22 protein-coding genes, 7 tRNA genes and 1 pseudogene are annotated in these 23,403 nt (G+C 72.3%); 11 read left to right on the top strand and 19 right to left on the bottom strand.

The genetic code is table 11. From position 1 onward, the window contains the following. Nucleotides 1–19 precede the first annotated feature (19 nt). From EST92_RS17120 to EST92_RS17110, 3 genes are all read right to left on the bottom strand, one after another. A complete protein-coding gene (locus EST92_RS17120) occupies nt 20–1,228 on the bottom strand; it encodes a YncE family protein (RefSeq protein ID WP_129281780.1) in 1,209 nt (402 codons plus the stop codon). Continuing rightward, nucleotides 1,228–2,001 (bottom strand): polysaccharide deacetylase family protein, encoded by a 774-nt coding sequence (locus EST92_RS17115; RefSeq protein WP_129281788.1) that lies wholly within the window; start codon nt 1,999–2,001, stop codon nt 1,228–1,230. The genes EST92_RS17120 and EST92_RS17115 overlap by 1 nt, the downstream gene beginning before the upstream one ends. A gap of 125 nt (nt 2,002–2,126) precedes the next feature. Beyond that, nucleotides 2,127–2,684: an HIT domain-containing protein gene (locus EST92_RS17110; protein ID WP_129249769.1), complete on the bottom strand. Its 558-nt coding sequence runs from the start codon at nt 2,682–2,684 to the stop codon at nt 2,127–2,129. Between the two features lie 61 nt (nt 2,685–2,745). Between EST92_RS17110 and EST92_RS17105 the strand changes: the two genes are divergently transcribed. Continuing rightward, nucleotides 2,746–3,393, top strand: coding sequence for a potassium channel family protein (locus EST92_RS17105; RefSeq protein ID WP_174244040.1), 648 nt, complete (start codon nt 2,746–2,748; stop codon nt 3,391–3,393). A gap of 65 nt (nt 3,394–3,458) precedes the next feature. On the opposite strand, the gene thrS is transcribed toward EST92_RS17105, so the two are convergent. The 3 genes from thrS to EST92_RS17090 form a co-directional block, all read right to left on the bottom strand. Beyond that, nucleotides 3,459–5,441 (bottom strand): threonine--tRNA ligase, encoded by a 1,983-nt coding sequence (gene thrS, locus EST92_RS17100; RefSeq protein ID WP_129281778.1) that lies wholly within the window; start codon nt 5,439–5,441, stop codon nt 3,459–3,461. 112 nt (nt 5,442–5,553) lie between these two features. After that, nucleotides 5,554–6,732 carry a hypothetical protein gene (locus EST92_RS17095; protein ID WP_129281777.1) on the bottom strand — a complete coding sequence of 393 codons (1,179 nt, stop codon included), beginning with the start codon at nt 6,730–6,732 and terminating at the stop codon, nt 5,554–5,556. After that, the gene (locus EST92_RS17090; RefSeq protein ID WP_129281776.1) at nt 6,732–7,319 is read right to left on the bottom strand and encodes a DUF4365 domain-containing protein; all 588 of its coding nucleotides are present in this window, start codon (nt 7,317–7,319) and stop codon (nt 6,732–6,734) included. The genes EST92_RS17095 and EST92_RS17090 overlap by 1 nt, the downstream gene beginning before the upstream one ends. A gap of 201 nt (nt 7,320–7,520) precedes the next feature. Between EST92_RS17090 and EST92_RS17085 the strand changes: the two genes are divergently transcribed. Further along, a complete protein-coding gene (locus tag EST92_RS17085; RefSeq protein ID WP_129281775.1) occupies nt 7,521–8,246 on the top strand; it encodes an exonuclease domain-containing protein in 726 nt (241 codons plus the stop codon). 115 nt (nt 8,247–8,361) lie between these two features. Here the strand turns inward: EST92_RS17085 and EST92_RS17080 are convergent. The 4 genes from EST92_RS17080 to EST92_RS17065 form a co-directional block, all read right to left on the bottom strand. Beyond that, nucleotides 8,362–8,433, bottom strand: a tRNA-Val gene (locus tag EST92_RS17080). 116 nt (nt 8,434–8,549) lie between these two features. After that, a complete protein-coding gene (locus EST92_RS17075) occupies nt 8,550–9,011 on the bottom strand; it encodes an SRPBCC family protein (RefSeq protein ID WP_129249764.1) in 462 nt (153 codons plus the stop codon). An 86-nt stretch (nt 9,012–9,097) separates the two neighbouring features. Further along, a tRNA-Val gene (locus EST92_RS17070) sits at nt 9,098–9,169 on the bottom strand. Nucleotides 9,170–9,223: 54 nt separating this feature from the next. Next, nucleotides 9,224–9,652 carry a TIGR02611 family protein gene (locus tag EST92_RS17065; RefSeq protein ID WP_174244039.1) on the bottom strand — a complete coding sequence of 143 codons (429 nt, stop codon included), beginning with the start codon at nt 9,650–9,652 and terminating at the stop codon, nt 9,224–9,226. A gap of 190 nt (nt 9,653–9,842) precedes the next feature. Between EST92_RS17065 and EST92_RS17060 the strand changes: the two genes are divergently transcribed. Together EST92_RS17060 and EST92_RS17055 are read left to right on the top strand one after the other, a co-directional pair. Next, on the top strand, nt 9,843–10,256 hold the full coding sequence (locus EST92_RS17060; RefSeq protein WP_003959770.1) for an SsgA family sporulation/cell division regulator: 414 nt from the start codon (nt 9,843–9,845) through the stop codon (nt 10,254–10,256). Nucleotides 10,257–10,483: 227 nt separating this feature from the next. Then, nucleotides 10,484–11,050, top strand: coding sequence for a CGNR zinc finger domain-containing protein (locus tag EST92_RS17055; RefSeq protein ID WP_129281774.1), 567 nt, complete (start codon nt 10,484–10,486; stop codon nt 11,048–11,050). 57 nt (nt 11,051–11,107) lie between these two features. On the opposite strand, the gene EST92_RS31645 is transcribed toward EST92_RS17055, so the two are convergent. Next, on the bottom strand, nt 11,108–11,263 hold the full coding sequence (locus EST92_RS31645) for a hypothetical protein (protein WP_006607510.1): 156 nt from the start codon (nt 11,261–11,263) through the stop codon (nt 11,108–11,110). A 68-nt stretch (nt 11,264–11,331) separates the two neighbouring features. Next, a complete protein-coding gene (locus EST92_RS17050; protein WP_129281773.1) occupies nt 11,332–11,793 on the bottom strand; it encodes a hypothetical protein in 462 nt (153 codons plus the stop codon). Between the two features lie 170 nt (nt 11,794–11,963). On the opposite strand from EST92_RS17050, the gene EST92_RS17045 reads away from it, so the two are divergent. Further along, on the top strand, nt 11,964–12,494 hold the full coding sequence (locus tag EST92_RS17045; protein WP_129281772.1) for a DsbA family protein: 531 nt from the start codon (nt 11,964–11,966) through the stop codon (nt 12,492–12,494). Between the two features lie 26 nt (nt 12,495–12,520). On the opposite strand, the gene EST92_RS17040 is transcribed toward EST92_RS17045, so the two are convergent. The 3 genes from EST92_RS17040 to EST92_RS17030 are packed head-to-tail and all read right to left on the bottom strand — an operon-like array spanning nt 12,521 to nt 15,257. Then, nucleotides 12,521–13,351, bottom strand: a complete 831-nt coding sequence (locus EST92_RS17040) for a GNAT family N-acetyltransferase (protein WP_129281771.1) — start codon at nt 13,349–13,351, stop codon at nt 12,521–12,523. Between the two features lie 35 nt (nt 13,352–13,386). Further along, on the bottom strand, nt 13,387–14,211 hold the full coding sequence (locus EST92_RS17035) for an aminodeoxychorismate lyase (protein ID WP_129281770.1): 825 nt from the start codon (nt 14,209–14,211) through the stop codon (nt 13,387–13,389). Then, nucleotides 14,208–15,257, bottom strand: coding sequence for a chorismate-binding protein (locus EST92_RS17030; RefSeq protein ID WP_129281786.1), 1,050 nt, complete (start codon nt 15,255–15,257; stop codon nt 14,208–14,210). Before EST92_RS17030 ends, EST92_RS17035 begins: the two co-directional genes overlap by 4 nt. Nucleotides 15,258–15,453: 196 nt before the next feature. On the opposite strand from EST92_RS17030, the gene EST92_RS17025 reads away from it, so the two are divergent. From EST92_RS17025 to EST92_RS17005, 5 genes are all read left to right on the top strand, one after another. Then, nucleotides 15,454–15,526: transfer RNA gene (locus EST92_RS17025), tRNA-Gly, on the top strand. Nucleotides 15,527–15,561: 35 nt separating this feature from the next. Beyond that, nucleotides 15,562–15,635 (top strand) — tRNA-Cys (locus tag EST92_RS17020). A 1-nt stretch (nt 15,636) separates the two neighbouring features. Further along, nucleotides 15,637–15,708: transfer RNA gene (locus EST92_RS17015), tRNA-Val, on the top strand. Nucleotides 15,709–15,730: 22 nt separating this feature from the next. Then, a tRNA-Val gene (locus EST92_RS17010) sits at nt 15,731–15,802 on the top strand. Between the two features lie 34 nt (nt 15,803–15,836). Further along, nucleotides 15,837–15,908: transfer RNA gene (locus tag EST92_RS17005), tRNA-Val, on the top strand. A 354-nt stretch (nt 15,909–16,262) separates the two neighbouring features. On the opposite strand, the gene EST92_RS17000 is transcribed toward EST92_RS17005, so the two are convergent. Next, on the bottom strand, nt 16,263–16,472 hold the full coding sequence (locus EST92_RS17000; RefSeq protein WP_129281769.1) for a hypothetical protein: 210 nt from the start codon (nt 16,470–16,472) through the stop codon (nt 16,263–16,265). 608 nt (nt 16,473–17,080) lie between these two features. Here EST92_RS17000 and EST92_RS16995 point away from each other — a divergent pair. Then, nucleotides 17,081–18,424: a serine/threonine-protein kinase gene (locus tag EST92_RS16995; protein ID WP_129281768.1), complete on the top strand. Its 1,344-nt coding sequence runs from the start codon at nt 17,081–17,083 to the stop codon at nt 18,422–18,424. A gap of 120 nt (nt 18,425–18,544) precedes the next feature. Here the strand turns inward: EST92_RS16995 and EST92_RS16990 are convergent, their stop codons facing one another. The 3 genes and pseudogenes from EST92_RS16990 to cobT form a co-directional block, all read right to left on the bottom strand. Further along, entirely contained in the window at nt 18,545–19,360 is an 816-nt protein-coding gene (locus tag EST92_RS16990) for an RNA methyltransferase (protein ID WP_129281767.1), read from the bottom strand. 52 nt (nt 19,361–19,412) lie between these two features. Beyond that, nucleotides 19,413–20,651 (bottom strand): uroporphyrinogen-III C-methyltransferase, encoded by a 1,239-nt coding sequence (gene cobA, locus EST92_RS16985; protein WP_129281766.1) that lies wholly within the window; start codon nt 20,649–20,651, stop codon nt 19,413–19,415. A gap of 168 nt (nt 20,652–20,819) precedes the next feature. Further along, nucleotides 20,820–23,258, bottom strand: a pseudogene (gene cobT / locus EST92_RS16980) (nicotinate-nucleotide--dimethylbenzimidazole phosphoribosyltransferase); the annotation flags it as partial. Nucleotides 23,259–23,403 lie beyond the last annotated feature (145 nt).

The raw sequence follows: 23,403 nt of genomic DNA, 5'->3' as shown, positions 1-23,403 counted from the left end.
GGCCCGGCCCCGTACGCCGCTAGCGGAAGATGCCGGTGTGTCCCAGGGAGTACCGTCCCGGCTGCGGATAGACGGCCAGACCGTGCGGGCCCTGGCCGACCGGGATCTTCGCGAGGGTCCTGCCGGTATGGGCGTCCAGCGCATAGACCTCGGAGTGGTAACGGCCCGACAGCCACAGGACCTTGCCGTCGGTGGACAGGCCGCCCATGTCGGGGCTGCCGCCGCCGCGGATGTGCCACTTGTCGACGAGTTCGCCGGTCTTGAAGTCCAGCAGGGAGATGGAGCCCTCGCCCCGGTTGGAGATGTACATGTACCGCGAGTCGCGGCTGACGTAGAGGCCGTGTGCGCCCTTGCCGGTCGGCATCAGCCTCGGCCGGTCGAACCTGTCGCCGTTCATGACCCAGATGCCGTCGGCCATCATGTCGGCGATGTACCAGGTCCTGCCGTCCGGGGAGATCTTGACGTCCTGTGGCATCGCCCCCTCGAACGGCAGCTTCTCCTGGCCGATGACCTTCATCTTCTCGGTGTCGACCTTGAGCAGTTCGCCGGAGAACTCACAGGAGACGATGAAGTACCGCCCGTCCGGCGAGAAGTCGGCGTGGTTGACGCCGGAGCAGGGCACCGGGAGCGCTTTGCGGACCTCCATGGTGTGCGGGTCGCGGAAGACCAGCTGCCGGTCCATCGAGGCCATCACGATCGCGTACTTCCCGTTGGGCGTGAAGTAGAGGTTGTACGGGTCGTGGACCCTGACGGGCTCGCCGGCCTTGCCGGTGGCGGGGTCGATCGGGGTGAGGTCGTGGCCCCGGTTGTTGTTGACCCAGAGGGTCTTCAGGTCCCAGGAGGGCACCACATGCTGCGGCTGGATGCCCACCGGAATGGTCTCGATGACCTTGTAGGTCTTCGGGTCGATGACGCTGACCGTGTCGGACCCGGTGTTGGGGACGTAGATCCGCGAGGGGAAGTCCTTGACCTGCGGGGACAACAGGCCCGGCCGGTCCGCCGCGTAGAGGTCGTGGGCGTCCAGCAACGGCGGCATCCCCGGGAGGCCGTTCCTGGCGGCCTTGAGCGGCACCCGTTCGACCGGCCGCTGACTGCGCGCGGAGGGTCCGGCCTGGCCACCGCCCCCGCAGCCCGCCGCCAGCAGCGCGGCCGCCACGGCGAGCAGGGCGGCGGCCCGGTGGCGCGCGCGCAGGATCCGGCGGTGGTGGGTACGGGTCCGGTCAGCCATCACGTCACTAGCTCCGTTGTCGTCACCGCGCGCAGACCGCGCCGGCGGAGGCCGTCGAGGATCGGGGGCAGCGCGGCCACCGTGCCGGCGTGCCCGAGGTGGAGGCTCACGACCGAGCCCGCTACGACCGACTCCAGGACCGTGCGCTGGATGGCCGGGGCACCGGGGTCGTCGGCATCGTGCGAGTCCACGTCGTAGGACAGGACATGCGGATAGCCGGCCTTGCGGGCCAGCCGGGTCACCAGATCCGTGGCCCGCTGGGCCTGTGAGGGGCGGAACCAGCTGCCGATGGTCCCGGTGAGCGCGCGCAGCCGGTCCGCGCACATGCTGATCTCGGCGTACGCCTCGGCGGACGGCAGGGCGCAGATGTTGCGGTGGTGCATGGTGTGGTTGCCCAGCTCATGACCGCCGTCGAGTACCCGGCGGGCCATCGCGGGCTGCTCGTCGAGCCAGTCGCCGACGGCGAGCACGGTGACCCGGGCACCGGCCCGCTCGGCCTCGCCCAGCAGCGCCCTGGCCAGCGTGGGGTCGCCCCGGCCGTGGAAGGTCAGCGCGACCGCATGCCCGGTGCGCGGCCCGTGCGCGATCTCCACGGGCAGACCGGGCGCCCGGGTCGGCGGCCGGGCGGCATGCGCCGGGGCGGGCACGGGGTGGCTCTCCCCGGAAGGGCTCGCCCGTTGGGCGTGCCGGGCACCGGGGTCCGAGTCCCGGTCCGGGTCGCAGCCCGCCACGAGCGCGCCGGCGGCGGCCACCGAGGTGGCCGCGCGCAGCACGGAGCGGCGATCTAGGGAAGTCACCACCCCATTAGAGGGGCAATTAATCGGGATTAGGGCGATCTATCCGATTCGCCCCGGTGCGTGTCGCCTCGGCCGCCGCTCCCGGATGAGGCGACGCGGCCTTACGCAGGCCAGGCGGCGGCGAGCATCTCCCGTGTGTCGGCGAGGAGTTGGGGCAGCACCTTGGTGTGGCCGACCACCGGCATGAAGTTGGTGTCACCGCCCCAGCGCGGGACGACGTGCTGGTGGAGGTGGGCCGCGATGCCGGCGCCGGCGACCGTGCCCTGGTTCATCCCGATGTTGAAGCCGTGCGCCCCGGACGCGGTGCGCAGCGCGGTCATCGCCCGCTTGGTGAATTCGGCGAGCTCAGCGGTCTCCGGACCGTCCAGATCGGGGTAATCGGCGACGTGCCGGAACGGGACGATCATGAGGTGCCCGCCGTTGTACGGGTACAGGTTCAGCACCGCGTAGACATGCTCACCGCGCGCGATCACGAGGCCGTCCTCGTCCGATTTCTCGGGGATCGTGCAGAACGGGCAGCCGTCGCCGGCGCCCGGGCCGGTCGGCTTGTTCTCCCCCTGGATGTAGGCCATCCGGTGGGGCGTCCACAGGCGCTGGAAGGCGTCCTGCGTCCCGACTCCGATCTGCTGCTCCGGCTCGCTTGTCATACGGGCCAGCATATGGCTTCGCCCATTGGCACCGTGTCGTTGGGGCGCCGGGCACCCCTCGCTCCGCGATGCTGTGCCGGTGGACAGGGAGCAGCGGCTGTGGGACTGGGAGCAGACTGCCCAGCCGTACCTCCTTGCCGCCTCGCTCCTCTTCCTCACCTCCTACGCGGTCCGGGTCCTGGTCCCCGACCTCTCCCCCGGCTGGCAGACCTGGTGGGAGCTGGTCACCGACGTCACCTGGAGCTTCTTCGTCGTCGAATATCTGGCGCGGCTGGCGTTCAGCGACGACCGCCGGCACTTTCTGCGCACCCACTGGCTGGACCTGATCGTGACCGTGCTGCCCCTGCTGCGGCCGCTGCGGATCGTCGACCTGCACGAGCGGATGCAGCGGCGCCGGGACCATCCGCGACTCGTGCTCGAAGCGCGGGTGATGGTGTACACCGGGCTCACCTCGCTGCTGCTGGGCTTCGCGGCCAGCCTGGCCGTCTACCACGACGAGCGCGCCGCCCCGGGCGCGAACATCCACACCTTCGGGGACGCCGTGTGGTGGGCCTGCTCGACCCTGACGACGACGGGGTACGGGGACGCCACCCCGGTCACCCCGCGCGGCCGGGTGGAGGCGGTGGCGCTGATGTTCGTCGGGGTGGCGCTGGTCGGGGCGGTGGTGGGCTCCTTCTCGTCCTGGCTGCTGCGCCGCTTCCGACAGGACGGCGAGAGATGACCGACAGATGACGGGGCCCCGGGGAGCGGATCGCTCTCCGGGGCCCCAGACGCACCTACCGGGCGTCACACCTGGGCGCGGCGCTCCACGACGTCCAGGATCTCGGCGATCGCCGCGTCCCGCGGAATGCCGTTCTTCTGGGATCCGTCGCGGTAGCGGAAGGAGACCGCGCCCGCCTCCATGTCCTCGTCACCGGCGATGATCATGAACGGGACCTTGGACTTCTGCGCGTTGCGGATCTTCTTCTGCATCCGGTCCGACGAGGCGTCCACCTCGATCCGCAGCCCCTTGGCCTTCGCCTGCGCGGCGAACTCCTGGAGATACGGCACATGCGCGTCGCCGATCGGGATGCAGGTCGCCTGGACCGGCGCCAGCCAGGCCGGGAACACACCCGCGTAGTGCTCCAGCAGGACGCCGAAGAAGCGCTCGATCGAGCCGAACAGCGCGCGGTGCAGCATGACCGGCTGCTGCTTCGAGCCGTCCGCCGCGGTGTACTCCAGACCGAACCGCTTGGGCTGGTTGAAGTCGACCTGCAGGGTCGACATCTGCCAGGACCGCCCGATCGCGTCCTTCGCCTGCACCGAGATCTTCGGGCCGTAGTACGCGGCGCCGCCCGGGTCCGGGACCAGGGGCAGGCCCTGCTTCTCGGCGGCCTGGCGCAGCGCCTCGGTGGCCTCCTCCCAGTCCTCGTCCGAGCCGATGAACTTGTCCGACTCCGGGTCGCGGGTGGACAGCTCCAGCTCGAATTCGTTCAGGCCGTAGTCGCGCAGCAGGTCGAGCACGAAGGTGAGGAGCGTGTCGAGCTCCTCCGGCATCTGCTCCTTGGTGCAGTAGATGTGCGAGTCGTCCTGGGTGAAGCCGCGGGAGCGGGTCAGGCCGTGCACGACGCCCGACTTCTCGTAGCGGTAGACCGTGCCGAACTCGAAGAGACGCAGCGGCAGTTCACGGTAGGAGCGGCCGCGCGACTTGAAGATCAGGTTGTGCATCGGGCAGTTCATCGCCTTGAGGCGGTAGTTCTGCTCGTCGAACTCGATGGCCGGGAACATCGACTCGCCGTAGTGCGGCAGATGCCCGGAGATCTCGAAGAGGCGCTCCTTCGAGAGGTGCGGGGTGTTCACGAACTCGTAGCCGGAGACCTCGTGCCGCTGGCGGGAGTAGTCCTCCATCACCTTGCGCACGACGCCGCCCTTGGGGTGGAAGACGGCGAGGCCCGGGCCGAGCTCCTCCGGGAAGGAGAACAGATCGAGCTCGGAGCCCAGCTTGCGGTGGTCGCGCTTCTCGGCCTCGGCGAGGAACTCCAGATGCGCCTTGAGCTCGTCCTTGGTCGGCCAGGCGGTGCCGTAGATCCGCTGCAGCTGCTTGTTCTTCTCGCTGCCGCGCCAGTACGCGGCGGCCGAGCGCATCAGCTTGAAGGCCGGGATGGCGCGGGTGCTGGGCAGGTGCGGACCCCGGCACAGGTCCTTCCAGCACAGCTCGCCGGTCTTGCCGTCGAGGTTGTCGTAGATGGTCAGCTCGCCGGCGCCGACCTCGGCGGAGGCACCCTCGGCGGCGTCCGCGGCGGAGCCCTTGAGCCCGATCAGTTCGAGCTTGTACGGCTCGTCCGCCAGCTCCTCGCGCGCGGCGTCATCGCTGACCGCCCGGCGCGCGAACTTCTGCCCGCGCTTCTGGATCTCCTGCATCTTCTTCTCGATGCGCTTGAGATCGTCCGGGTGGAAGGGGGTCTCGACGTCGAAGTCGTAGTAGAAGCCGTCCTTGATGGGCGGCCCGATGCCGAGCTTCGCCTCCGGGAAGAGCTCCTGCACCGCCTGCGCCATCACATGCGCGGTGGAGTGCCGCAGGATGTTCAGACCGTCTTCGGAGGTGATCTCGACCGGCTCGACCGCGTCGCCGTCGGCGATCTCGTACGCCAGGTCCTTGAGCTGCCCGGCCACCCGCGCGGCGACGACGCTGCGCTCGCCCTGGAAGAGGTCGGCGGCCGTAGTCCCCGTGGTCACCACGCGTTCTTCCCGCTCGGAATCGCGTTGGACGGTCACACGGACGTCTGACACCGGTCTCTCCTGACTCATGTCTCCTGCGCGTCAGCGATTGCTGCGCAGCAGAATCGTACCGAGCCGCCGGACCGGACCGCGAAACGGTTTCACCACCCCCGCGCGCGGGCGCTCAGTCCTCCGCGCCGCAGGCCTCCTCGAAGAAGTCGAGATTCTCCTGGAGCGACTTCAGCAGCCGGTCCCGCTCGGCCTCGTCGACCTGTACGGGCGTGACCTCACGGCCGCCGGTGATCCGGCGGAATCCGCCCCGGCTCTCCAGCCGCCCGGTCACCCGGACCGGCAGCCCCACCAGGTGCGCGTGCGCGGCGATGCGGTAGTCCTCCTCCCCCAGCGCGACCCGCACCTGCACCACGTCCGCCCCGGTGATCACCCGCAGCCGCACCGTGCCGGGACCGCCCGGCCGCTCCCTGCGCAGCCGTACGACCGCGCCGGTCACCCGCACCGGCAGCGACGGCTCCGCGCGCACATAGCGCTGGGCGGCCTGTTGCAGCGCGGGCAGATCGCCGGGCGAGAACTCCACCGCTTCGGGGCGGGCCGGGCAGCCGGCCGGGGCGCCGGCCCCCGGTGACCACTCGACCGAGATCCGCGCTCCCTCCGCGTCCCGCACCAGCGCGATCAGCGCCTGGACCAGCTCATGGCAGACGCCCAGTTCGACGGCCGCGTCGAAGGCCTCCATCCCGCCGGCCGCCCGCTGGTAGTCGGTGGCGTCCCGGGCCGCGTGCAGCGCCCGCTGGAGCCCGGCGACCGCACCGCGCCCGCCGCGCACCGGGACGAACGCGGTCAGCCGGCGCCCGGCCACCGCCGGACCGACCAGCACCTCACCCAGGAACCCCTCGGCCTGCGGGCGGTGCCGCGCGCCGTAGTAGCCGGCCCGGCCGTACGTCGCCAGCGCCCCGGCGACCAGCATCGAGCGGGCCGCCCCGCGCAGCTGCTCCTGCGCCACCCAGTGCGCGGCCCCCGAGCCCCCGTCGGAGACCTCCCGCTCCCAGCGCACCTCGTCACTGGGCACCGCGAGCCCCATCAGCACCTCGCGGGCCGAGGGCGCGGCGCTCTGCGCCAGCGCCGCCAGCGCCTCCGCGAGCAGCTCCCCGCTGTCGGGGAAGCGGCGGTCGTGCGGCACCAGCAGGCTGGTGCCGGCCGCGCCGCCGGGCGGCGTCCACCGGGCGTAATGGCCGGCGGCCCCGCCCCGACGCCGCCAGCCGTGCCGCGCCAGCAGGGCACCGAGCACCGCCGGGTCGAGCTGCGCGGGATCCAGCAGCCGCGCATCGTGGTCGTCGGTCGGCCGGTACATCAGGGTCTCCCTCCCGCCCCGACCCGCGTCATGATCTCGCAGAGCGCTCGGTCGTCGAAGATCCGCGCGGTCGGAATCCGCACGGTGGTCCTGCGCCGGCCGGTCACGGGATGGCCGGCCAGGTTGATCCAGTAGCAGCAGTGCCGCAGTTCGAGACGGTCGTGCCAGGCCCGCAGCCAGTCCTCCCGGGTCCGCGGGGCCAGCATCACGACCAGGATCTTGTGCACCGTGACGGGGGTGCGGGCCAGCTTCACCAGATGATCGTTGTCGAGGGTGAAGGCGAAGGTCGGCCCCGGCGGGCGGGGCGCGGTCTGGTAGGTGCACTTGAGCTGCACCTTGATGGTGACCTCGTCGTCGACGGTGTGGCCGGGCGCGCCATGGCTGACGTGCCAGTCGATTCCGTTGTCCGGGAAGGGCTGCGCCAGCGAGCACCCGGAGGCGGCGGCGACCGCGTGCAGGTACCCCACCTGAAGGGTCTCCATACAGGCGGTGGTGGCGAGTCCGCCGCGTTGCGGGGTGACGGCGGGCTGGGGGTACCTCCCGCTTGCGGGGGACAACCCGCCCGGTTCGGGCTGCGCGAGCGTCATCGCTCAAGGCCTTCCGGGCTGTGCCGATCGATGCGTGTGGACGACGGGGAGGGGGCAGCATCCGCGCCGGCCCGTCCCTCTGGTTGTCTCCCCGTCAAGTGGTTCGCAAACAAAGGGCGGTTCGGCGACCGGGCTGCTCGGGTATCACCAGCTCGGATGACGCGCACGTCATCCGCCGTACGAGCGCGAGGAGTTGGGATGATGCCGTGCTGGTTTGACGGTCCGCTTGCCGCCTTCGACACCGAGACCACGGGCATCGACGTCGAACGGGACCGCATCGTCTCCGCGGCCCTGGTGGTCCAGGAGACCCCGCGTTCCGCGCCCCGGATCACCCGCTGGCTGATCAACCCGGGCGTGGAGATACCCGAGGCCGCGACGGCGGTGCACGGCCTGACGGCCGATCACCTCGCGCTGCACGGCCGTTGGCCGGCGCCGGTGCTGGAGGAGGTCGCGCGCGCCCTGGCCGCCCAGTCGGTGGCCGGCCGCCCGCTGGTCGTGATGAACGCCCCGTTCGATCTCACCCTCCTGCAACGCGAGCTGAAGCGGCATCGCGCCAGCTCGCTCGACGCCTATCTGGGCGGCCATCCACTGCGCGTCCTGGACCCCCGGGTCCTCGACAAGCACCTGGACCGCTACCGCAAGGGCCGCCGCACACTCACCGATCTGTGTGCGCACTACGAGGTCGAGCTGACCGACGCCCATGAGGCGGCCGCCGACGCCCTCGCCGCACTGCGGGTCGTCCGGGCCCTGGGCCATCGCTTCGCCGACCGCCTGGACGGGCTGCAGCCGGCGGAGCTGCACACCCGCCAAGCGGTCTGGCACGCGGCGCAGGCGCGCGGACTGGAGGCGTGGTTCGCCCGCAGCGGCCATCCCGAGTCCGTCGATCCGCACTGGCCGCTGCGTCCCGATCTCCCCGCCGCGGCCTGATTGCCCCTCAGCAATTTCCCGAGCCGGTCGGCAAAGGCCGGACGGAATTCCCGGAGGGCGTTCTCCAACAAAAAGAACCGGACCGCTTTTTGGCGGCCCGGTTCTTGCATCCCGGTGGGCGATACTGGGTTCGAACCAGTGACCTCTTCGGTGTGAACGAAGCGCTCTCCCACTGAGCTAATCGCCCGGGTGTCGGCGGGGCTTCCCGCGCGAACGAGCAGAACAATACAGGCCGCCCGGGCCTGGCATCAAATTCCTGGTCACCGGCGCCCCGGGGCCGCCCTCCGGGGCGAGGGGCGCCGCTCACCCACGGGCCAGCCAGGCGGCCAGGCCGCGCCGCCCGGCCCGCATCATCAGCGCGTGATTGGCGAGGAACGCCGGCCGCCCCAGCAGCGCGAACCGGCGCAGCAGCGGCTTGCGGAGCTCGACGTCCTGCTCGAAGACGACGCGGGTGCCGCCCGCCCCGGGTACGACCGTCCAACGCGCCCAGCCGGCCAGGTCCCCGCGCAGCGCCGTCTCCAGCACCCCCCTGCCGGGGTCGCGCACCCGCTCGCTCGCCACCACCGTCAGGTCGTACGGCAGCAGTGACCGGAACCGGGCGATCCCGCTGCGGTCGTCGAGCGGGGTCACCTCGCGGACCTGCGGCCACCAGCAGGGGTAGGCCTCGGCACGTTCGAGGACGGCATAGACGACGGTGGGCGGGGCGGGGAGCAGCCAGACGGTGCGGAAGCGGTAGCGGTGCAGACGGCGTGACCAGTCGGACATGATCCCAGTCTGCGCCCTCGGGCGGCGCACTCGTCCAACAACCGCGACGGCCCGGAGACTTGGAGTCTCCGGGCCGTCGTCCGGGGTGGGCGATACTGGGTTCGAACCAGTGACCTCTTCGGTGTGAACGAAGCGCTCTCCCACTGAGCTAATCGCCCCGGCGCATCGCCAACATTACCCCACGCCGACGGGCACTTCTGACCATTTCCCGGTCACTCGGGAACGTTCCACGGCACCGCGAAGCCGAACTGCCACACATAGACCCCGAGCGCCACCGCAATGATCACGACGCCGACGGCGGTCAGCAGGATGTTGCGCCGGCGCACCTTGGGGTCCAGCGCCTTCTGTGCCGCCTCGGTGACCTTGCGCTTGGTCCAGCGCAGCACCAGCTGGGCCCAGACGAACTCGGTCGCCCAGATCGCCATGCCACCGAAGATCACCAGCCAGCCCGGTCCCGGCAGCGGCAGCATGATCACTCCGGCAACGACGACCGCGAGCCCGACGACGAAGACTCCGACCTGCCAGCTCATGTGCAGCGGCCGGGAGCGCTTGATGAAATGCGGCGCTCTCGAACCGAGCGGCTGCCCGGCCGGAGTGTCCTCCTCCACGGTTCCCGTTCCCCCGTTACTCTGCGTATTCATGGTGGCAAACTTACCGGAAGGTGCGGGTTCGCCGGAATTACCGACGAGGACGATCTCGCAATCCGCCGGAAGAGGTACCTGAAGCCACCCAAAACCGTCAGAGGGGTTTACAACGGCACCGTAGGTGGCATGTCGATTTCGCCGACGTGCGAATCCCCGAGCGCACACTGAGCGAAAGGCCCTGGCGCTTATGAACACCACGGTCAGCTGCGAGCTGCACCTGCGCCTCGTTGTGTCGAGCGAGTCCTCACTGCCTGTACCCGCGGGCCTGCGGTATGACACGGCCGATCCCTACGCCGTGCATGCCACCTTCCACACCGGAGCCGAGGAGACCGTCGAATGGGTTTTCGCCCGCGACCTCCTCGCCGAGGGCCTGCACCGGCCCACGGGCACCGGAGACGTCCGCGTATGGCCGTCCCGGAGCCACGGACAGGGCGTTGTGTGCATCGCCCTGAGTTCCCCGGAGGGCGAGGCCCTGCTCGAGGCGCCCGCGCGGGCGCTCGAGTCGTTCCTCAAAAGGACCGATGCCGCCGTACCGCCCGGTACGGAGCACCGGCATTTCGATCTCGACACCGAGCTCTCGCACATCCTCGCGGAGAGCTGAGACGCAGACCGGTTACCGAAAGCACTCACCCGCTCACACTTGCGCCCGTCCGACTCGGGGAGACGGCGCAGGACCGACAAGTTCATACGGCACACTTCGGCGTCGTCGCCGCGGACCCACCGCGGAGTCGGCGCTGAAGCTTGTTCGAGGCGCTAGAGTCGGCGACCATTCGGCAACCACACCAGGGGCGGCACCCGTCCGGCCCCACCCTGCCAGGGAGCGGAACCGTGATGATCACCCATGACACCCGGTGCGCACTGGAGGCGGTCGTCGACCTGCTGAACACCGCTCCGGAGGGCGAGGCACCCGGGGCGCCCGACAGCCTGACCGATCTCGCGGCCCTCGGCGACTTCGTCCGGCGCAACGACATCAGCGACGTGGGCACGCTCGGTACGGGTGACCTGACGGCCGTACGGTCGCTGCGGGAGCGGTTCGCGCAGATCTTCGCCGCCGGGGACGACCGCACCGCGGCCGAACAGCTGAACTCGCTGGTCGCCTCGGCGGGAACCACCCCGCGACTGACCGATCACGACGGGTACGACTGGCACGTCCACTACTTCGCGCCGGGCGCCTCGGTCGCCGAGCATCTGGCCGCGGACGGAGGGATGGCGCTGGCGTTCATCGTCGTCGCCGGAGAGCGCGAGCGGCTGCGGCGCTGTGAGGCGCCGGACTGCCGGCATGCCTTCGTCGACCTCTCCCGCAACCGCTCCCGGCGCTACTGTGACAGCCGCACCTGCGGCAATCGGCTGCATGTCGCGGCGTACCGGGCACGACGGCGGGAGGCCGCGGGCTGAGCCCCCGCCGCGCGGCCCCGGCCGGATCGGCCCTGCTCCGCGGCGCACCGGACGGCCTCACAGGATGTAGAGGTCGTGTACGGCTCCGAGGAGGAGCAGGAAGCCGATGACGGCCAGGAAGAGCATCAGCGGCGGCTGGGACAGCGCGAACAGGCAACCGCGCGGTTCGGGGGACGGGGCGTCGTCTTGGGCGAGGGCGCACTCATCGTTCATCTCGCGCGCATCATGACGCAGATGATCGTCTGAGTGCGCCCGATCGGCGCCTCAGCGGCGGTAGTTCATCAGATCCCGTGCTTTTTCAGAATCGCCTCGATGTCCGAGAAGTCATCCTTGGGGGCGCCGGCCTTGTCCGGTGCGGCCTTCCCCTTGGTGGCCGGCTGCGCGGCGGTCCGGCCCGCGCCGAGGGAGGGGGCGGAGGCGGCCGGGGCCACCGCGTCGGGCCGGGTGGCCGCCGCGGCCTTGCGCTCCTTGCGGCTGCCGATCGCGCCCCTGCGGCGCTCCGCGGCGCGGCTGAGCATGAACAGCACGAACGAGAGCGCGAGCAGGCCGAAGCCGGCCCAGACCGTGGGCTTGAAGACGATGCCGGTGACCCAGTCGATGACGCCCGTCATCACCAGGCCGATGGGGATCAGGGAAAAGGCGGCGATGCGGGTCGCGGCCAGGAACCGCTTGCGGTATGCCGTGATCGCGGCGATGCCCAGGCCCGCCGCCGACACCGCGGCACAGACGGTCGAGGTCAGCATCCGGTCCTCCTGCCGATGGATGGGTGAGCAGGCGATCTGCTCCCTTCCATCCTGCCTTGTCCGGGCCTGCGCGGGCCATGTTCCGGTACGGCCTCAGGGACATCTCGGGGTTGCTCTCCTTCGCAGGTCCCGGTTCGGGCACCGACCGGAGGGCTGGAAGACTGGCGCCCATGAACGACGCCACCAGCTCCGCCGCCGCCGCTTCCACCCGCCCCGTTCTGGACGTGTGGTGCGAACTGCAGTGCCCCGACTGTCACGCCGCCCTGGACGACCTGCGGGCGCTGCGGGCGCGCTACGGCGACCGGCTGGACATCCGGCTGCGGCACTTCCCCCTGGCGAAGCACAAGCACGCCTACGTCGCCGCGCAGGCCGCCGAGGAGGCCCTGGAGCAGGGTCATGGCTGGCCGTACATCGAGGCGGTGCTGGCACGCAGCGAGGAGCTCGGCAAGCGCGGCGAGAAGCTGCTGCTGGAGGTCGCCGGGGAGCTGGGGCTGGACGCCGAGGAGCTGGACACCGCGCTGATCGACGGGCGGCATCTGCTGATCGTCGACGCGGACCAGGCCGAGGGCAAGGCGATCGGGGTGACCGGGACCCCGACGTATGTGATCGGCGGCGAGCGGCTGGACGGCGGCACGAGCCAGGAGGGGCTGCGGGCCCGTATCGAGGAGATCGCCGACCGGCTGCTGGCCGAGGAGGGCTGAGCCTCAGCGGGGCCTGCCGGGCTCCGTCACAGGATCGGCTTCCAGAGCAGATAGCCGGTGGGCCGGTAGCCCAGCGAGGTGTAGAGGCCGAGCGCGGGCGCGTTGTCCGCGTAGACGTTCAGCCCGAGGGTGGTGCGGCCGGCGGCGAGGCTCTCGCGCTCGGCGACCAGCATCAGGGTGCGGCCGTGCCCGTGCCCGCGGTGTCCGGGGGCGACCCGCACATCGACCACGTAGCCGCCGGGCTGTTCCGGCATCCGCAGGGCGACCCAGATGCTGCCGACGTCCGCGCCGCCGTGGGTCAGGACGCGCAGCGCCTGGTAGGGCGTGGCGACGCCGTCGGGAAGCAGGGCGCGATGGCCGGCGGCCGAGGCCTCCTCGGCGCGTGCCCGGGGCATGCCCTGGGCCAGCTGCGTACGGAGGTGCTCGGCGAGCGCGGCCTCCCGCCAGGCCGGGTACTCCTCCTCGCTCAGCGCCCGGTCGCTGCTGCCGTCGGGCAGCGGGGGCGGGCCGGCGAGGGACTTGCTCATCGTGCGGCTGCGCTCGGTGTAGCCCAGCGTCGCCGCGAGCCGCCGGGCGGCCGCGGCGCCGGCCGGGACGGTCAGCTCGATCTGCCGGCAGCCCCAGCCGCGCAGCACTTCCTCGGCGGCGAGCGCGGCGACCGTGGCGCGGCCGCGGTGCCGGTCCGGTGCGTCGATGCCCAGGTCCGCGATCCGGCCGGCGGTCGGGCCGAACCGCGCGTCGGTCGTCAGCCGGATCCCGCCGACCCGGCGGCTGTTGACGCAGATGTCGTACGGGCGGGCCCGGCCCCCATCGGCGTGCCGTTCTTCCGGTCCCGAGGGGCGCAGCGTTGTGGTCACCCGGACTTTCTACTCGCCCGCGCGCGCTCCCGTCATCACCGCGGATCGAAGTCGACGGCCGACTGCTCGTCGAAGATCCGCATGGCTTCCGCGGTCACCGGGCCGGGGCCGTCGGCGAGTTGGCGGCCGTCGATCCGGGTCACGGCCTGGACGTCGCGCAGGGTGGAGGTCAGGAAGATCTCCTCGGCCCGCTCCAGGGCGTCCAGCGGCAGGTCGGTCTCCTTGGCGCCGGCCCAGCTGATCGTCAGGGCCCGGGTGATGCCCGCCAGACATCCGGAGTGCAACGGCGGGGTGTGCAGTTCGCCGTCCAGGACGACGAAGACGTTGGAGCCGGTGCCCTCGCAGAGCGCGCCCACGGTGTTGGCGAACAGCGCCTCGGAGGCGCCCTGTTCCCGTGCGCGGGCCAGGGCGACGACGTTCTCGCCGTACGAGGTGGTCTTCAGGCCGGTGAGCGCGCCGCGCTCGTTGCGGGTCCACGGGACGGTGACGGCGGCCGTGCCGTCGGGGCGGCGTGCGGTCTCGGACAGCGCGATGACCAGCGTCGGACCGGCGTCGCCGCGGTCCGAGCCGAGGGGGGAGACGCCGCCGGTGTAGGTGAGCCGCAGCCGGCCGAGGGCCATCGGGTTGGCGTCGAGGACCGCCGCGCAGCCGCGCCGTACCTCGTCGAGATCGGGATCGGGCAGGCCGAGTCCGCGGGCGGAGGTGGTCAGTCGCTCCAGATGGCGGGTGAGGGCGAAGGCGCGGCCGTGCTCGGCCTTGATGGTCTCGAAGACGCCGTCGCCGACCGTCAGACCGTGGTCGAAGACCGAGACCTTGGCGCCGGCGGCCTCCTGCAGTGCTCCGTCGAGCCAGATCTTCATCGCGTACCTCCAGTCGCCTCGTGCGCGCCCGACGCTACCGCGAGCAGCCTGCGCGCCTTCAACTCCGTCTCCGCCCACTCCCGCTCCGGATCGGAGTCCCAGATGATCCCCGCGCCGGCCCCGAAGCGCAGCACCGGTCCGCCGGGCGGGGTGCGGTCGATCCAGAACGTCCGGATGCCGACCGCGAGCTCACCGGTGCGGCGGTCCGCATCGACCCAGCCGATGCCTCCGCAGTACGGGCCGCGGGGCGCGGTCTCCAGCTCGTCGATGATCCGCAGCGCGCTGGACTTGGGAGCGCCGGTGACCGACCCGGGCGGGAAGGTGGCGTCCAGCAGATCCGCCCACGCGGTCTTCTCGTTCTCCTCGGCCAGTTCGCCGCGCACCGTGGAGACGAGGTGGACGAGGCCGGGGTGCTCCTCGACGGCGCACAGTGCCGGGACGGTGACGGTCCCGGTGGCGCAGACCCGGCCGAGATCGTTGCGGACCAGGTCCACGATCATCACGTTCTCCGCCCGGTCCTTCTCCGACAGGTCCGCCGCGGTCCGGCCGGTGCCCTTGATCGGCCCGGAAGCGACGGTGCGGCCGTCGCGCCGCAGATACAGCTCCGGGGAGGCGCTGGCGATCTCGACGCCGTGGTCCGGCAGCCGGATCGTGCCCGCGTGCGGGGCCGGGTTTCCGCGGGCCAGCACGGCGGACAGTGCGTCGACGTCGGCGCGGCCCGGATCGGGCAGCGGCGCGGTCAGGACCCGGCAGAGATTCACCTGGTAGACATCGCCGGCCGCGATGTGTTCACGGATGCGCCGTACGCCGCCGGTATAGGCCTCCCGGTCCAGGGAACTGGTCCAGGCGCCGGGCACGGGGCCGCGCCAGCCGCCGGGGGCTGGCTCGTCCGCCGCGGTCACCGGTCGTACGTCGCCGAAGCGGGCGCAGACCACGGCGCCCTCGAAGTCGGCGGCCACCGCCCACCAGCCCGAGGAGTCCAGCGCCGCGGGATCACTGGTCACATCGCGCAGGTCGGTGGCTATCAGGCCGCCGAAGCGGGCCATGGGAGCGAAGTCGTGCACGTCAGCGAGTCTATGGCGGCGGCGCGGACCCCGCCTGTGCCAGGCGGGCCGGCGCAGCACGCTGCACAAACGCGTTTTTGTACTGGCCCCGGAATCCGCTAGAGTTCAACACGTCGCCGGGACGCGGAAGCGCCCCGGAGGCCGAGTAGCTCCCGGACGTAGTCTGGGAGAGACACCTGCGGACGTAGCTCAGTTGGTAGAGCACCACCTTGCCAAGGTGGATGTCGCGAGTTCGAGTCTCGTCGTCCGCTCGATGTGGGGGATCTTCCCGAGCCCCCTCACTCCTGGTGGAGTGGCCGAGAGGCGAGGCAACGGCCTGCAAAGCCGTCTACACGGGTTCAAATCCCGTCTCCACCTCCAAGGACGATTAGCTCAGCGGGAGAGCGCTTCCCTGACACGGAAGAGGTCACTGGTTCAATCCCAGTATCGTCCACTGCCCGGATTCATCGGGCCCCGCGCGATTAGCTCAGCGGGAGAGCGCTTCCCTGACACGGAAGAGGTCACTGGTTCAATCCCAGTATCGCGCACGCAGTTGCGGATCTTCGTGATCCGCGGTCCCGCGGACGATTAGCTCAGCGGGAGAGCGCTTCCCTGACACGGAAGAGGTCACTGGTTCAATCCCAGTATCGTCCACACCTGATCCTGAGGGCCGGAGCACATCGCTCCGGCCCTCAGGCGTTTTCCGGACGGCATCCGGAAGGTCGGCTTCACGCCTTCTCGTCCGGCACTGCTCGGCACGGCGCCTCCGGAACGGCCCCCCGGTGGCGCGGGGTTCAGCCTGCGACGGGCCCGGCAGGCGCCACGTGCCGCGGCCTGGTGCCGTACGCATGCCGACGGCGGCGCGACCCCGACGCGGCCGGGAAACCCGATGGCCGGGCATCTCCCCAGATGCCCGGCCGTCGTGCCGTCCGTCGTTACCCCCCGTCCCCACGGGGTGATCAGCCGGAGGTCTGTCCCGGGCCGCTCTCCCGGGTCCTGGGGCGCCGCTCAGCGCCCCAGCATTCCGACCACGGACGACGCCTGTGTCATGACGGCTTCCCAGCCGCCGAAGACGACGGCGAGGAGGAACGCCAGCGGCAGCACCATGGCCACCGCGACCAGGGGGTGGCGAGTGCCGGAGGACTGCCGGCCGCCGGGCAGCGCGGCGGCCCGGCGCCCCTGCGCCCGAAGGGCCGTCCGTCCTGAGATCTCTGCCATCGTCCCGCTCCCGTCGTATCTGGGGCGGCGGGCGTCTGACCTCGGGGGACGAGTGCTGCGCCCGCCGCTTGAACACCACAGTAGGCAGCCGGCCGGTGGCAGGCGTCATGCCGTCGTACCGATTCGTCGGCCTCCGGGAGGATGACGGAACCGGGCCGCACGTACTCCCCAGGGTGGAGAGAGACGTCCAGGACCTGGGGGCATCCCCCAGGGGGACCGTCGGAACGCGGCGGCGCAGGCACTCCTGAGGGTGACCTCGCTCACGCCGGCCGCTCCCCCGCACGCGGCGCGCCTGCCCCGTCCCGCTGCCCCGCCCGCCGCTGTTTTCCGGCCGGGACCGTATCCCCGGCATCCCTCACCAACCGGGCGTGATCACCCTTCATCGTGTCAATCTCCCTGCGGGGAGGGAACTTTGGGAGGTCGGGCGCGAAGCCGGGCGGGGCGGGGCTCGATTCCGCCCCTGTGCTGCGGAATCGACACCGGCCACGGACAATCCGGCGCCCGACGCATGCGCGGCCTCTGCGCACAGCGAGCCGTCAATCCGTAAGCTGTGCCACGTCAGACGGTTGGTAGCGGAGGGGGCTCCCCGCCGCAGGTAGGGGACGGACATGGCGATGATGCGGCTCCGACGCGAGGACCCGCGTGTCGTCGGGACGTTCCGGCTGCACCGTCGGCTGGGCGCGGGCGGGATGGGCGTGGTCTATCTCGGCTCGGACAAGCGCGGGCAGCGGGTGGCGCTCAAGGTGATCCGGCCGGATCTGGCGGAGGATCAGGAGTTCCGTTCGCGGTTCGCGCGCGAGGTGTCGGCCGCCCGGCGGATCCGCGGCGGCTGTACGGCGCGGCTGGTGGCGGCCGATCTCGACGCGGACCGGCCGTGGTTCGCCACGCAGTACGTCCCGGGCCCCTCGCTGCACGACAAGGTCAACGAGGAGGGGCCGCTGTCCCCCGCGCAGGTCGCCTCCGTCGGCGCGGCGCTGTCCGAGGGGCTGCTGGCCGTCCATGACGCGGGCGTGGTGCACCGCGATCTGAAACCGTCCAACATTCTGCTGTCGCCCAAGGGCCCGCGGATCATCGACTTCGGTATCGCCTGGGCGACGGGCGCCAGCACGCTGACGCACGTGGGCACGGCCGTCGGCTCACCGGGCTTCCTGGCGCCGGAGCAGGTGCGCGGGGCCGCCGTGACCCCGGCGACGGACATCTTCGCGCTGGGCGCCACCCTCGCCTACGCCTGCACCGCGGACTCCCCCTTCGGGCAGGGAAGTTCGGAGGTCATGCTCTACCGCGTGGTCCACGAGGAGGCGCAGCTGGCCGGGGTGCCGGATGCCCTGGCGCCGCTGCTGGCCTCGTGTCTGGCCAAGGATCCGGCGGACCGTCCCAGCACGCTGTCGCTGTCGTTGCGGCTCAAGGAGATCGCCGCCCGTGAGGCGCACGGGCTGTCGGGCGGGCCACCGGAGAACGGGACCGGGGCCGGCTGGGAGCGGGGCGAGCGCCGGCTGTCGGAGCGGCCGACCGGCCGGCGGGCCGAGGAGTACGCGCGGCAGCGCACCGAGCGGCGGACCGGTGGGAGCACTCCGCGGCCGCATGCGCCCCGTCCCGCGGCGCCCCGTGACGCGGCCGCCCGGCCGTCCGGCCCGGCCTCGGCCGCGGGGAAGGGTCCGCGGACCGGCGGGCGCGCCTCTCGGGGTGTGCCGGCCGCCCGTCCGCCGGGGCGAAACGGTTCACGTACCCCGGTGCGGACGACCTCGGGCGGCCGTCGGCCCGGTCCCGACCGTCGGCTGTTGCGTCAGCGCATCATCGTGTTCGTGGTGGTGACGCTGCTGGTGGCGCTGGGTATCGCGGCCGCGCAGGGATGTCAGGGGCCGACCAGTGGGCTGGGGCTGGAGCGGCCGGCGCCGGTCGCCTCGTACGGGGGCGCGGACGGGCCCTGGGGGGCGGGGGAACAGAACCCCTAGGGGATGCGGGCGCCCCCTGCGGGGCCACAACTCGGCGGGGCCAGGGAGATATTCCCGTCGGAGAGGCATTCCCGCCGGAGAGACATTCCGCCGGGAGTATTCCCCCTAGGCACCGTTCCGTCAGGCCGGACGGCCCGTCGCCACCGCGTAGAACGCCACCGCGGCGGCCGCTCCGACGTTGAGCGAGTCCACGCCGTGCGCCATCGGGATGCGGACCCATTCGTCGGCGGCCCGCAACGCACCGGTGCTCAGTCCGCCGCCCTCCGCGCCCAGCATCAGGGCCGCGCGCTCCAGGGTGTGCGGGGCGGCCTCGTCGAGGGCGGTGGCCTTCTCGGCCGGGGTCAGTGCGAGCAGCTTGAAGCCCGCTTCCCGTACGGCGGCGAGGTCCCTGGGCCAGCTCTCCAGGCGGGCGTAGGGCACGGAGAACACCGCGCCCATGGAGACCTTCACCGAGCGGCGGTAGAGCGGATCGGCGCAGTCCGGGGAGAGCAGCACCGCGTCCATGCCCAGGGCCGCAGCGCTGCGGAAGATCGCGCCGATGTTGGTGTGGTCGTTGACCGCCTCCATGACCACGATGCGCCGGGCCCCGGCCAGGATGTCACCGGCCGGGGGCAGCGGCCTGCGCTGCATGGAGGCCAGGGCGCCGCGGTGGACGTGATAGCCCGTCACCCGCTCGGCGAGGTCCGGGCTGACGGCGTACACCGGTGCCGGGATCTCGTCGATGACATCGCGCATGACGTCGACCCACTTCGCCGAGAGCAGCATCGAGCGCATCCGGTAGCCGGCGTGCCGGGCGCGACGGATGACCTTCTCGCCCTCGGCGATGAAGAGCCCTTCGGCGGGCTCGCGCCGGCGCCGCAGTTCGACGTCGGTCAGGCCGGTGTAGTCGGCCAGCCGGGGGTCGTCCGGGTCGTCGACGGTGATGATTTCTGCCACGGGGAGAGCGCCTTCGTCGGTGTCGGGGGTCCCGTGCCGCGTACGGGACCGGTTACCTGCGGGTGGGGGCGGGGGCGACGGTGACGACCTCGCCGATCACGATGACCGCAGGGGGGCGTACGCCCTCGGCCCGTACGGTCTCGCCGAGCGTGGCGAGGGTGGCGTCGACCCGGCGCTGGGCGGCGGTGGTCCCCTCCTGGATGACGGCGGCCGGCGTGTCGGCGGCGCGGCCGTGCTCGATGAGCTTGGCGGCGATGGCGCCGCTGTTCTCGACGCCCATCAGGACGACGAGGGTGCCGCGCAGGCTGGCGAGCGAGGGCCAGTCCACGAGGGAGCGCTCGTCCTCGGGCGCGACATGGCCGCTGACGACGGTGAACTCGTGGGCGACGCCGCGGTGGGTGACGGGGATACCGGCGGCGGCGGGCACGGAGATGGTGCTGGAGATGCCGGGGACGACCGTGCAGGGGATGCCGGCCTCGGCGAGCGCCTGGGCCTCTTCCATGCCGCGGCCGAAGACGAACGGGTCGCCACCCTTGAGCCGGACCACGGCCTTCCCCGCCTTGGCGTGCTCGATCAGCGCCTGGTTGATCGCCTCCTGTGCCATGAAACGGCCGTAAGGGATCTTTGCGGCGTCGATGACCTGGACATGCGGCGGGAGTTCGGCGAGCAGGTCGCGGGGGCCGAGCCGGTCGGCGATCACCACGTCCGCCTCGGCGAGCAGCCGTCGGCCGCGGACCGTGATCAGATCCGGGTCCCCGGGGCCGCCGCCGACCAGCGCCACGCCCGGGGTGTGCGGGCGGCGGTGGTGCGGAGCGGCGATGCTGCCCTCCCGCAGGCCCTCGACGATCGCGTCGCGTACGGCGGCGGAGCGGCGCGGGTCGCGGCCGGTGAGCACGGCGACGGTGACGCCCTCGCTGCGGCCGGTGGCCGGGGTCCAGGCGGTGGCCGCCTCGGCGTCGTCGGAGCGCACGCACCACACCCGGCGGTCCTCGGCCTCCTGGGACGCGGCGGCGTTGGCCTGGGGGTCGTCGGTGGAGATCAGCGCGTACCAGGCATCGGCGAGGTCGCCGTCCTGGTAGCGGCGGCGCTCCCAGCGGATCTCGCCGGCGTCGGCCATCGCCTCCACGGACGGAGTGGCGGACGGGGAGATCAGCAGGACGTCGGCGCCCGCGGCGAGCAGCGACGGCAGCCGGCGCTGGGCGACCTGCCCGGCCCCGAGGACGACCACCCGACGGCCGGAGAGCCGCAGTCCGACGGGGTAGGCGGCGTGTTCGGCGGCATGCTCAGCCATGGCGGTACGGCTCCTTGTACGGAAAGGCGAGTTCGACGGCCGGATCGGCCGCTGCGGCGCTGAAGCGGCTGGTGAAGAGGTGGTACGGCCGGGGTGGCGGGTAAGGCCCCGGCCCACAGCCTATGGGGCTGCGGGCCGGGGGTCATGCGGGGCGGGTGGCCGCTCCGCTCAGATCTTCTCGGTGACTCCGGCGGAGTCGAAGGTCGCGACCTCGTGCATGGCGCGGGCGGCGCTCTGCACCACGGGGAGCGCCAGCAGGGCGCCGGTGCCCTCGCCGAGGCGCAGATCGAGGTCGACCAGCGGGCGCAGGCCCAGCTTGTTCAGGGCCGCGACATGGCCGGGCTCGGCGCTGCGGTGACCGGCGATGCAGGCGGCCAGCGCCTCGGGGGCGATGGCACGGGCCACGAGTGCGGCGGCGCCGGCGCTCACCCCGTCGAGGATCACCGGCGTACGCAGCGAGGCGCCGCCGAGGATCAGGCCGACCATGGCCGCGTGCTCCAGGCCGCCGATCGCGGCGAGGACGCCGATCGGGTCGGCCGGGTCGGGCTGGTGCAGCTCCAGGGCGCGGCGGACCACCTCGACCTTGCGGGCGTGCGTCTCGTCGTTGATGCCGGTGCCGCGGCCGGTGACCTCGGCCGGGTCGACGCCGGTGTAGACGGCGATCAGCGCGGCGGAGGTGGTGGTGTTGGCGATGCCCATCTCGCCGGTCAGCAGCGCCTTGTTGCCGGCAGCGACGAGATCGCGGGCGGTGTCGATGCCGACCTCGATCGCCTTGAGCACGTCCTCCTGGGTCATCGCCGGGCCCGCCGTGAAATCGGCGGTGCCGGGGCGGACCTTGCGCGGCAGCAGGCCCGGGGTGGCGGGGAGGTCGCCCGCCACCCCGACGTCCACGACACAGACCTCGGCGCCGACCTGATGGGCGAAGGCGTTGCAGACCGCGCCGCCGCCCAGGAAGTTGGCGACCATCTGCCCGGTGACCTCCTGGGGCCAGGGGGTCACGCCCTGGGCGTGCACGCCGTGGTCACCGGCGAAGATCGCGACGGCGGCCGGCTCCGGGATCGGCGGCGGGCACTTGCGGGACAGTCCGCACAGCTGCGCGGAGATGATCTCCAGCATGCCCAGCGCCCCGGCGGGCTTGGTCATCCGCTTCTGCCGCTCCCAGGCCTCGCCGAGCGCCTTGGCATCCAGCGGGCGGATGCCCTGCAGGGTCTCCTGGAGCAGGTCGTGCGGGCTCTCGCCGGGCAGCGCACGGCGGCCGTAGGTCTCCTCGTGGACGACCCAGGACAGCGGACGGCGCTTGGACCAGCCGGCCTGCAGCAGCTCGGGCTCTTCCGGGAACTCGTCGACGTAACCGACACACAGGTAGGCGACGACTTCGAGGTGCTCGGGCAGGTCCAGTTCGCGGACCATCTCCCGCTCGTCGAAGAAGCTGACCCAGCCGACGCCCAGGCCCTCGGCCCGGGCGGCGAGCCAGAGGTTCTCGACGGCGAGCGCGGAGGAGTACGGGGCCATCTGCGGCTGGGTGTGCCGGCCGAGGGTGTGCCGGCCGCCGCGGGTGGAGTCGGCGGTGACGACGATGTTGACCGGCGTCTCCAGGATCGCCTCGATCTTCAGCTCGCGGAACTGCTTGGCGCGCGCCTTGGGCAGCGACTTGGCGTACGCCTCGCGCTGCTGCATGGCGAGCTGGTGCATCTTCTCGCGGGTCTCGGCCGAGCGGATGACGACGAAGTCCCAGGGCTGGGAGTGGCCGACGCTGGGGGCGGTGTGGGCCGCCTCCAGGACGCGCAGCAGCACGTCGTTGGGGATCGGGTCGCTGCGGAAACCGTTGCGGATGTCGCGGCGTTCACGCATGACGCGGTGCACGGCGGCGCGCTCGGAGTCGTCGTACCCGACGGCCGGGGACGCGTCGGCCGGGGAACCGGCGTGGGCGTCGGCAGCGTCGCCGTCGGGCGCCACCGCGGACTGCTGTGCTCCGGCCGGCTGCGGCCGGCCGTCGTCCTGGTCCTGGTCCTCGTCCTCGCCGAGCTGGACGAGCGCGGCGGCGTCCTGCTGCTGGGGCATCTCGTCGAGGGCGGCGACGGGGGCGTCGGCGCTGGGCACGGGCACGGCCGACGCGGTCTGCTCGCCGGACGCCTGGGCCGGGATGTGGACGACGACAGGCGGGGCTTCGGCGAGCGGGGCGACGGGGCCGGCGTTCTCGGCGGGGCCGGCGTTTTCCGTGGGACCGGCGTTCTCCGTGGGGTCGTCGGTCATGGCGCTCGGGTCGGTCGTGTCGCTCGCGTCGGTCCGGGCGGTCTCGTTCGTCCCGGCGGTCTCGTCGGGTGCGGGGGCCGTGGCGGATGCGGCGGGGGTGGAGGAGGCCGGCTCGGCGGGGCTCTGGGAGCCGTCCGCCTGGGGCTGCTGCTCGACACCGGCGGCACCGTCGTCCGGGCCCTGCGGCGCGGCGGCCGGGGCGGGCACCGCGGCGGTCTGCTGCCCTGCGGCATCGGCGGGGGCACCGGGCTGCGGCTGCCCGGCGACCGGCTGCTGCGTCTCGGGCGGCTCTATGACGGCCTGTTCCGCGGGCGCGCCCTCTTCGGATGCGGGAAGGGCAACGGAGTCCTCGGGCACGGCGGCCGACTCCGGGGCGGCGGGGGCCGGGGCGGCCTCCGTCCCGGGCTCGGGCTGGGTCGCCTCGGCGGCGCCGGGTCAGGACGGAACGGCCGGGACGGAGAGTGCCGTAGCGGACGCCACGGCACCGGACGTCACGGCA

Origin of the sequence: Streptomyces sp. TM32 (assembly GCF_004122755.1) — a bacterium.
GTDB lineage: Bacteria > Actinomycetota > Actinomycetes > Streptomycetales > Streptomycetaceae > Streptomyces > Streptomyces sioyaensis.
Note: the sequence above shows the minus strand (reverse complement) of the source record. Positions and strands in the feature narration are given on the sequence as shown.

Excerpts from the sequence above, each read along its gene's own strand:
- EST92_RS17045 (WP_129281772.1), top strand. The coding sequence starts at position 11,964 with ATGAACGACGCCACCAGCTCCGCCGCCGCCGCTTCCACCCGCCCCGTT.
- EST92_RS17120 (WP_129281780.1), bottom strand. The coding sequence starts at position 1,228 with ATGGCTGACCGGACCCGTACCCACCACCGCCGGATCCTGCGCGCGCGC.
- EST92_RS17035 (WP_129281770.1), bottom strand. The coding sequence starts at position 14,211 with ATGAAGATCTGGCTCGACGGAGCACTGCAGGAGGCCGCCGGCGCCAAG.
- cobA (WP_129281766.1), bottom strand. The coding sequence starts at position 20,651 with ATGGCTGAGCATGCCGCCGAACACGCCGCCTACCCCGTCGGACTGCGG.
- EST92_RS17000 (WP_129281769.1), bottom strand. The coding sequence starts at position 16,472 with ATGGCAGAGATCTCAGGACGGACGGCCCTTCGGGCGCAGGGGCGCCGG.
- EST92_RS17090 (WP_129281776.1), bottom strand. The coding sequence starts at position 7,319 with ATGACGCTCGCGCAGCCCGAACCGGGCGGGTTGTCCCCCGCAAGCGGG.
- EST92_RS17065 (WP_174244039.1), bottom strand. The coding sequence starts at position 9,652 with ATGAATACGCAGAGTAACGGGGGAACGGGAACCGTGGAGGAGGACACT.
- EST92_RS17075 (WP_129249764.1), bottom strand. The coding sequence starts at position 9,011 with ATGTCCGACTGGTCACGCCGTCTGCACCGCTACCGCTTCCGCACCGTC.
- EST92_RS31645 (WP_006607510.1), bottom strand. The coding sequence starts at position 11,263 with ATGAACGATGAGTGCGCCCTCGCCCAAGACGACGCCCCGTCCCCCGAA.
- EST92_RS17030 (WP_129281786.1), bottom strand. The coding sequence starts at position 15,257 with ATGGCCCGCTTCGGCGGCCTGATAGCCACCGACCTGCGCGATGTGACC.
- EST92_RS17110 (WP_129249769.1), bottom strand. The coding sequence starts at position 2,684 with ATGCTGGCCCGTATGACAAGCGAGCCGGAGCAGCAGATCGGAGTCGGG.
- EST92_RS17050 (WP_129281773.1), bottom strand. The coding sequence starts at position 11,793 with ATGCTGACCTCGACCGTCTGTGCCGCGGTGTCGGCGGCGGGCCTGGGC.
- EST92_RS17095 (WP_129281777.1), bottom strand. The coding sequence starts at position 6,732 with ATGTACCGGCCGACCGACGACCACGATGCGCGGCTGCTGGATCCCGCG.
- EST92_RS17060 (WP_003959770.1), top strand. The coding sequence starts at position 9,843 with ATGAACACCACGGTCAGCTGCGAGCTGCACCTGCGCCTCGTTGTGTCG.
- EST92_RS17085 (WP_129281775.1), top strand. The coding sequence starts at position 7,521 with ATGCCGTGCTGGTTTGACGGTCCGCTTGCCGCCTTCGACACCGAGACC.
- EST92_RS16995 (WP_129281768.1), top strand. The coding sequence starts at position 17,081 with ATGGCGATGATGCGGCTCCGACGCGAGGACCCGCGTGTCGTCGGGACG.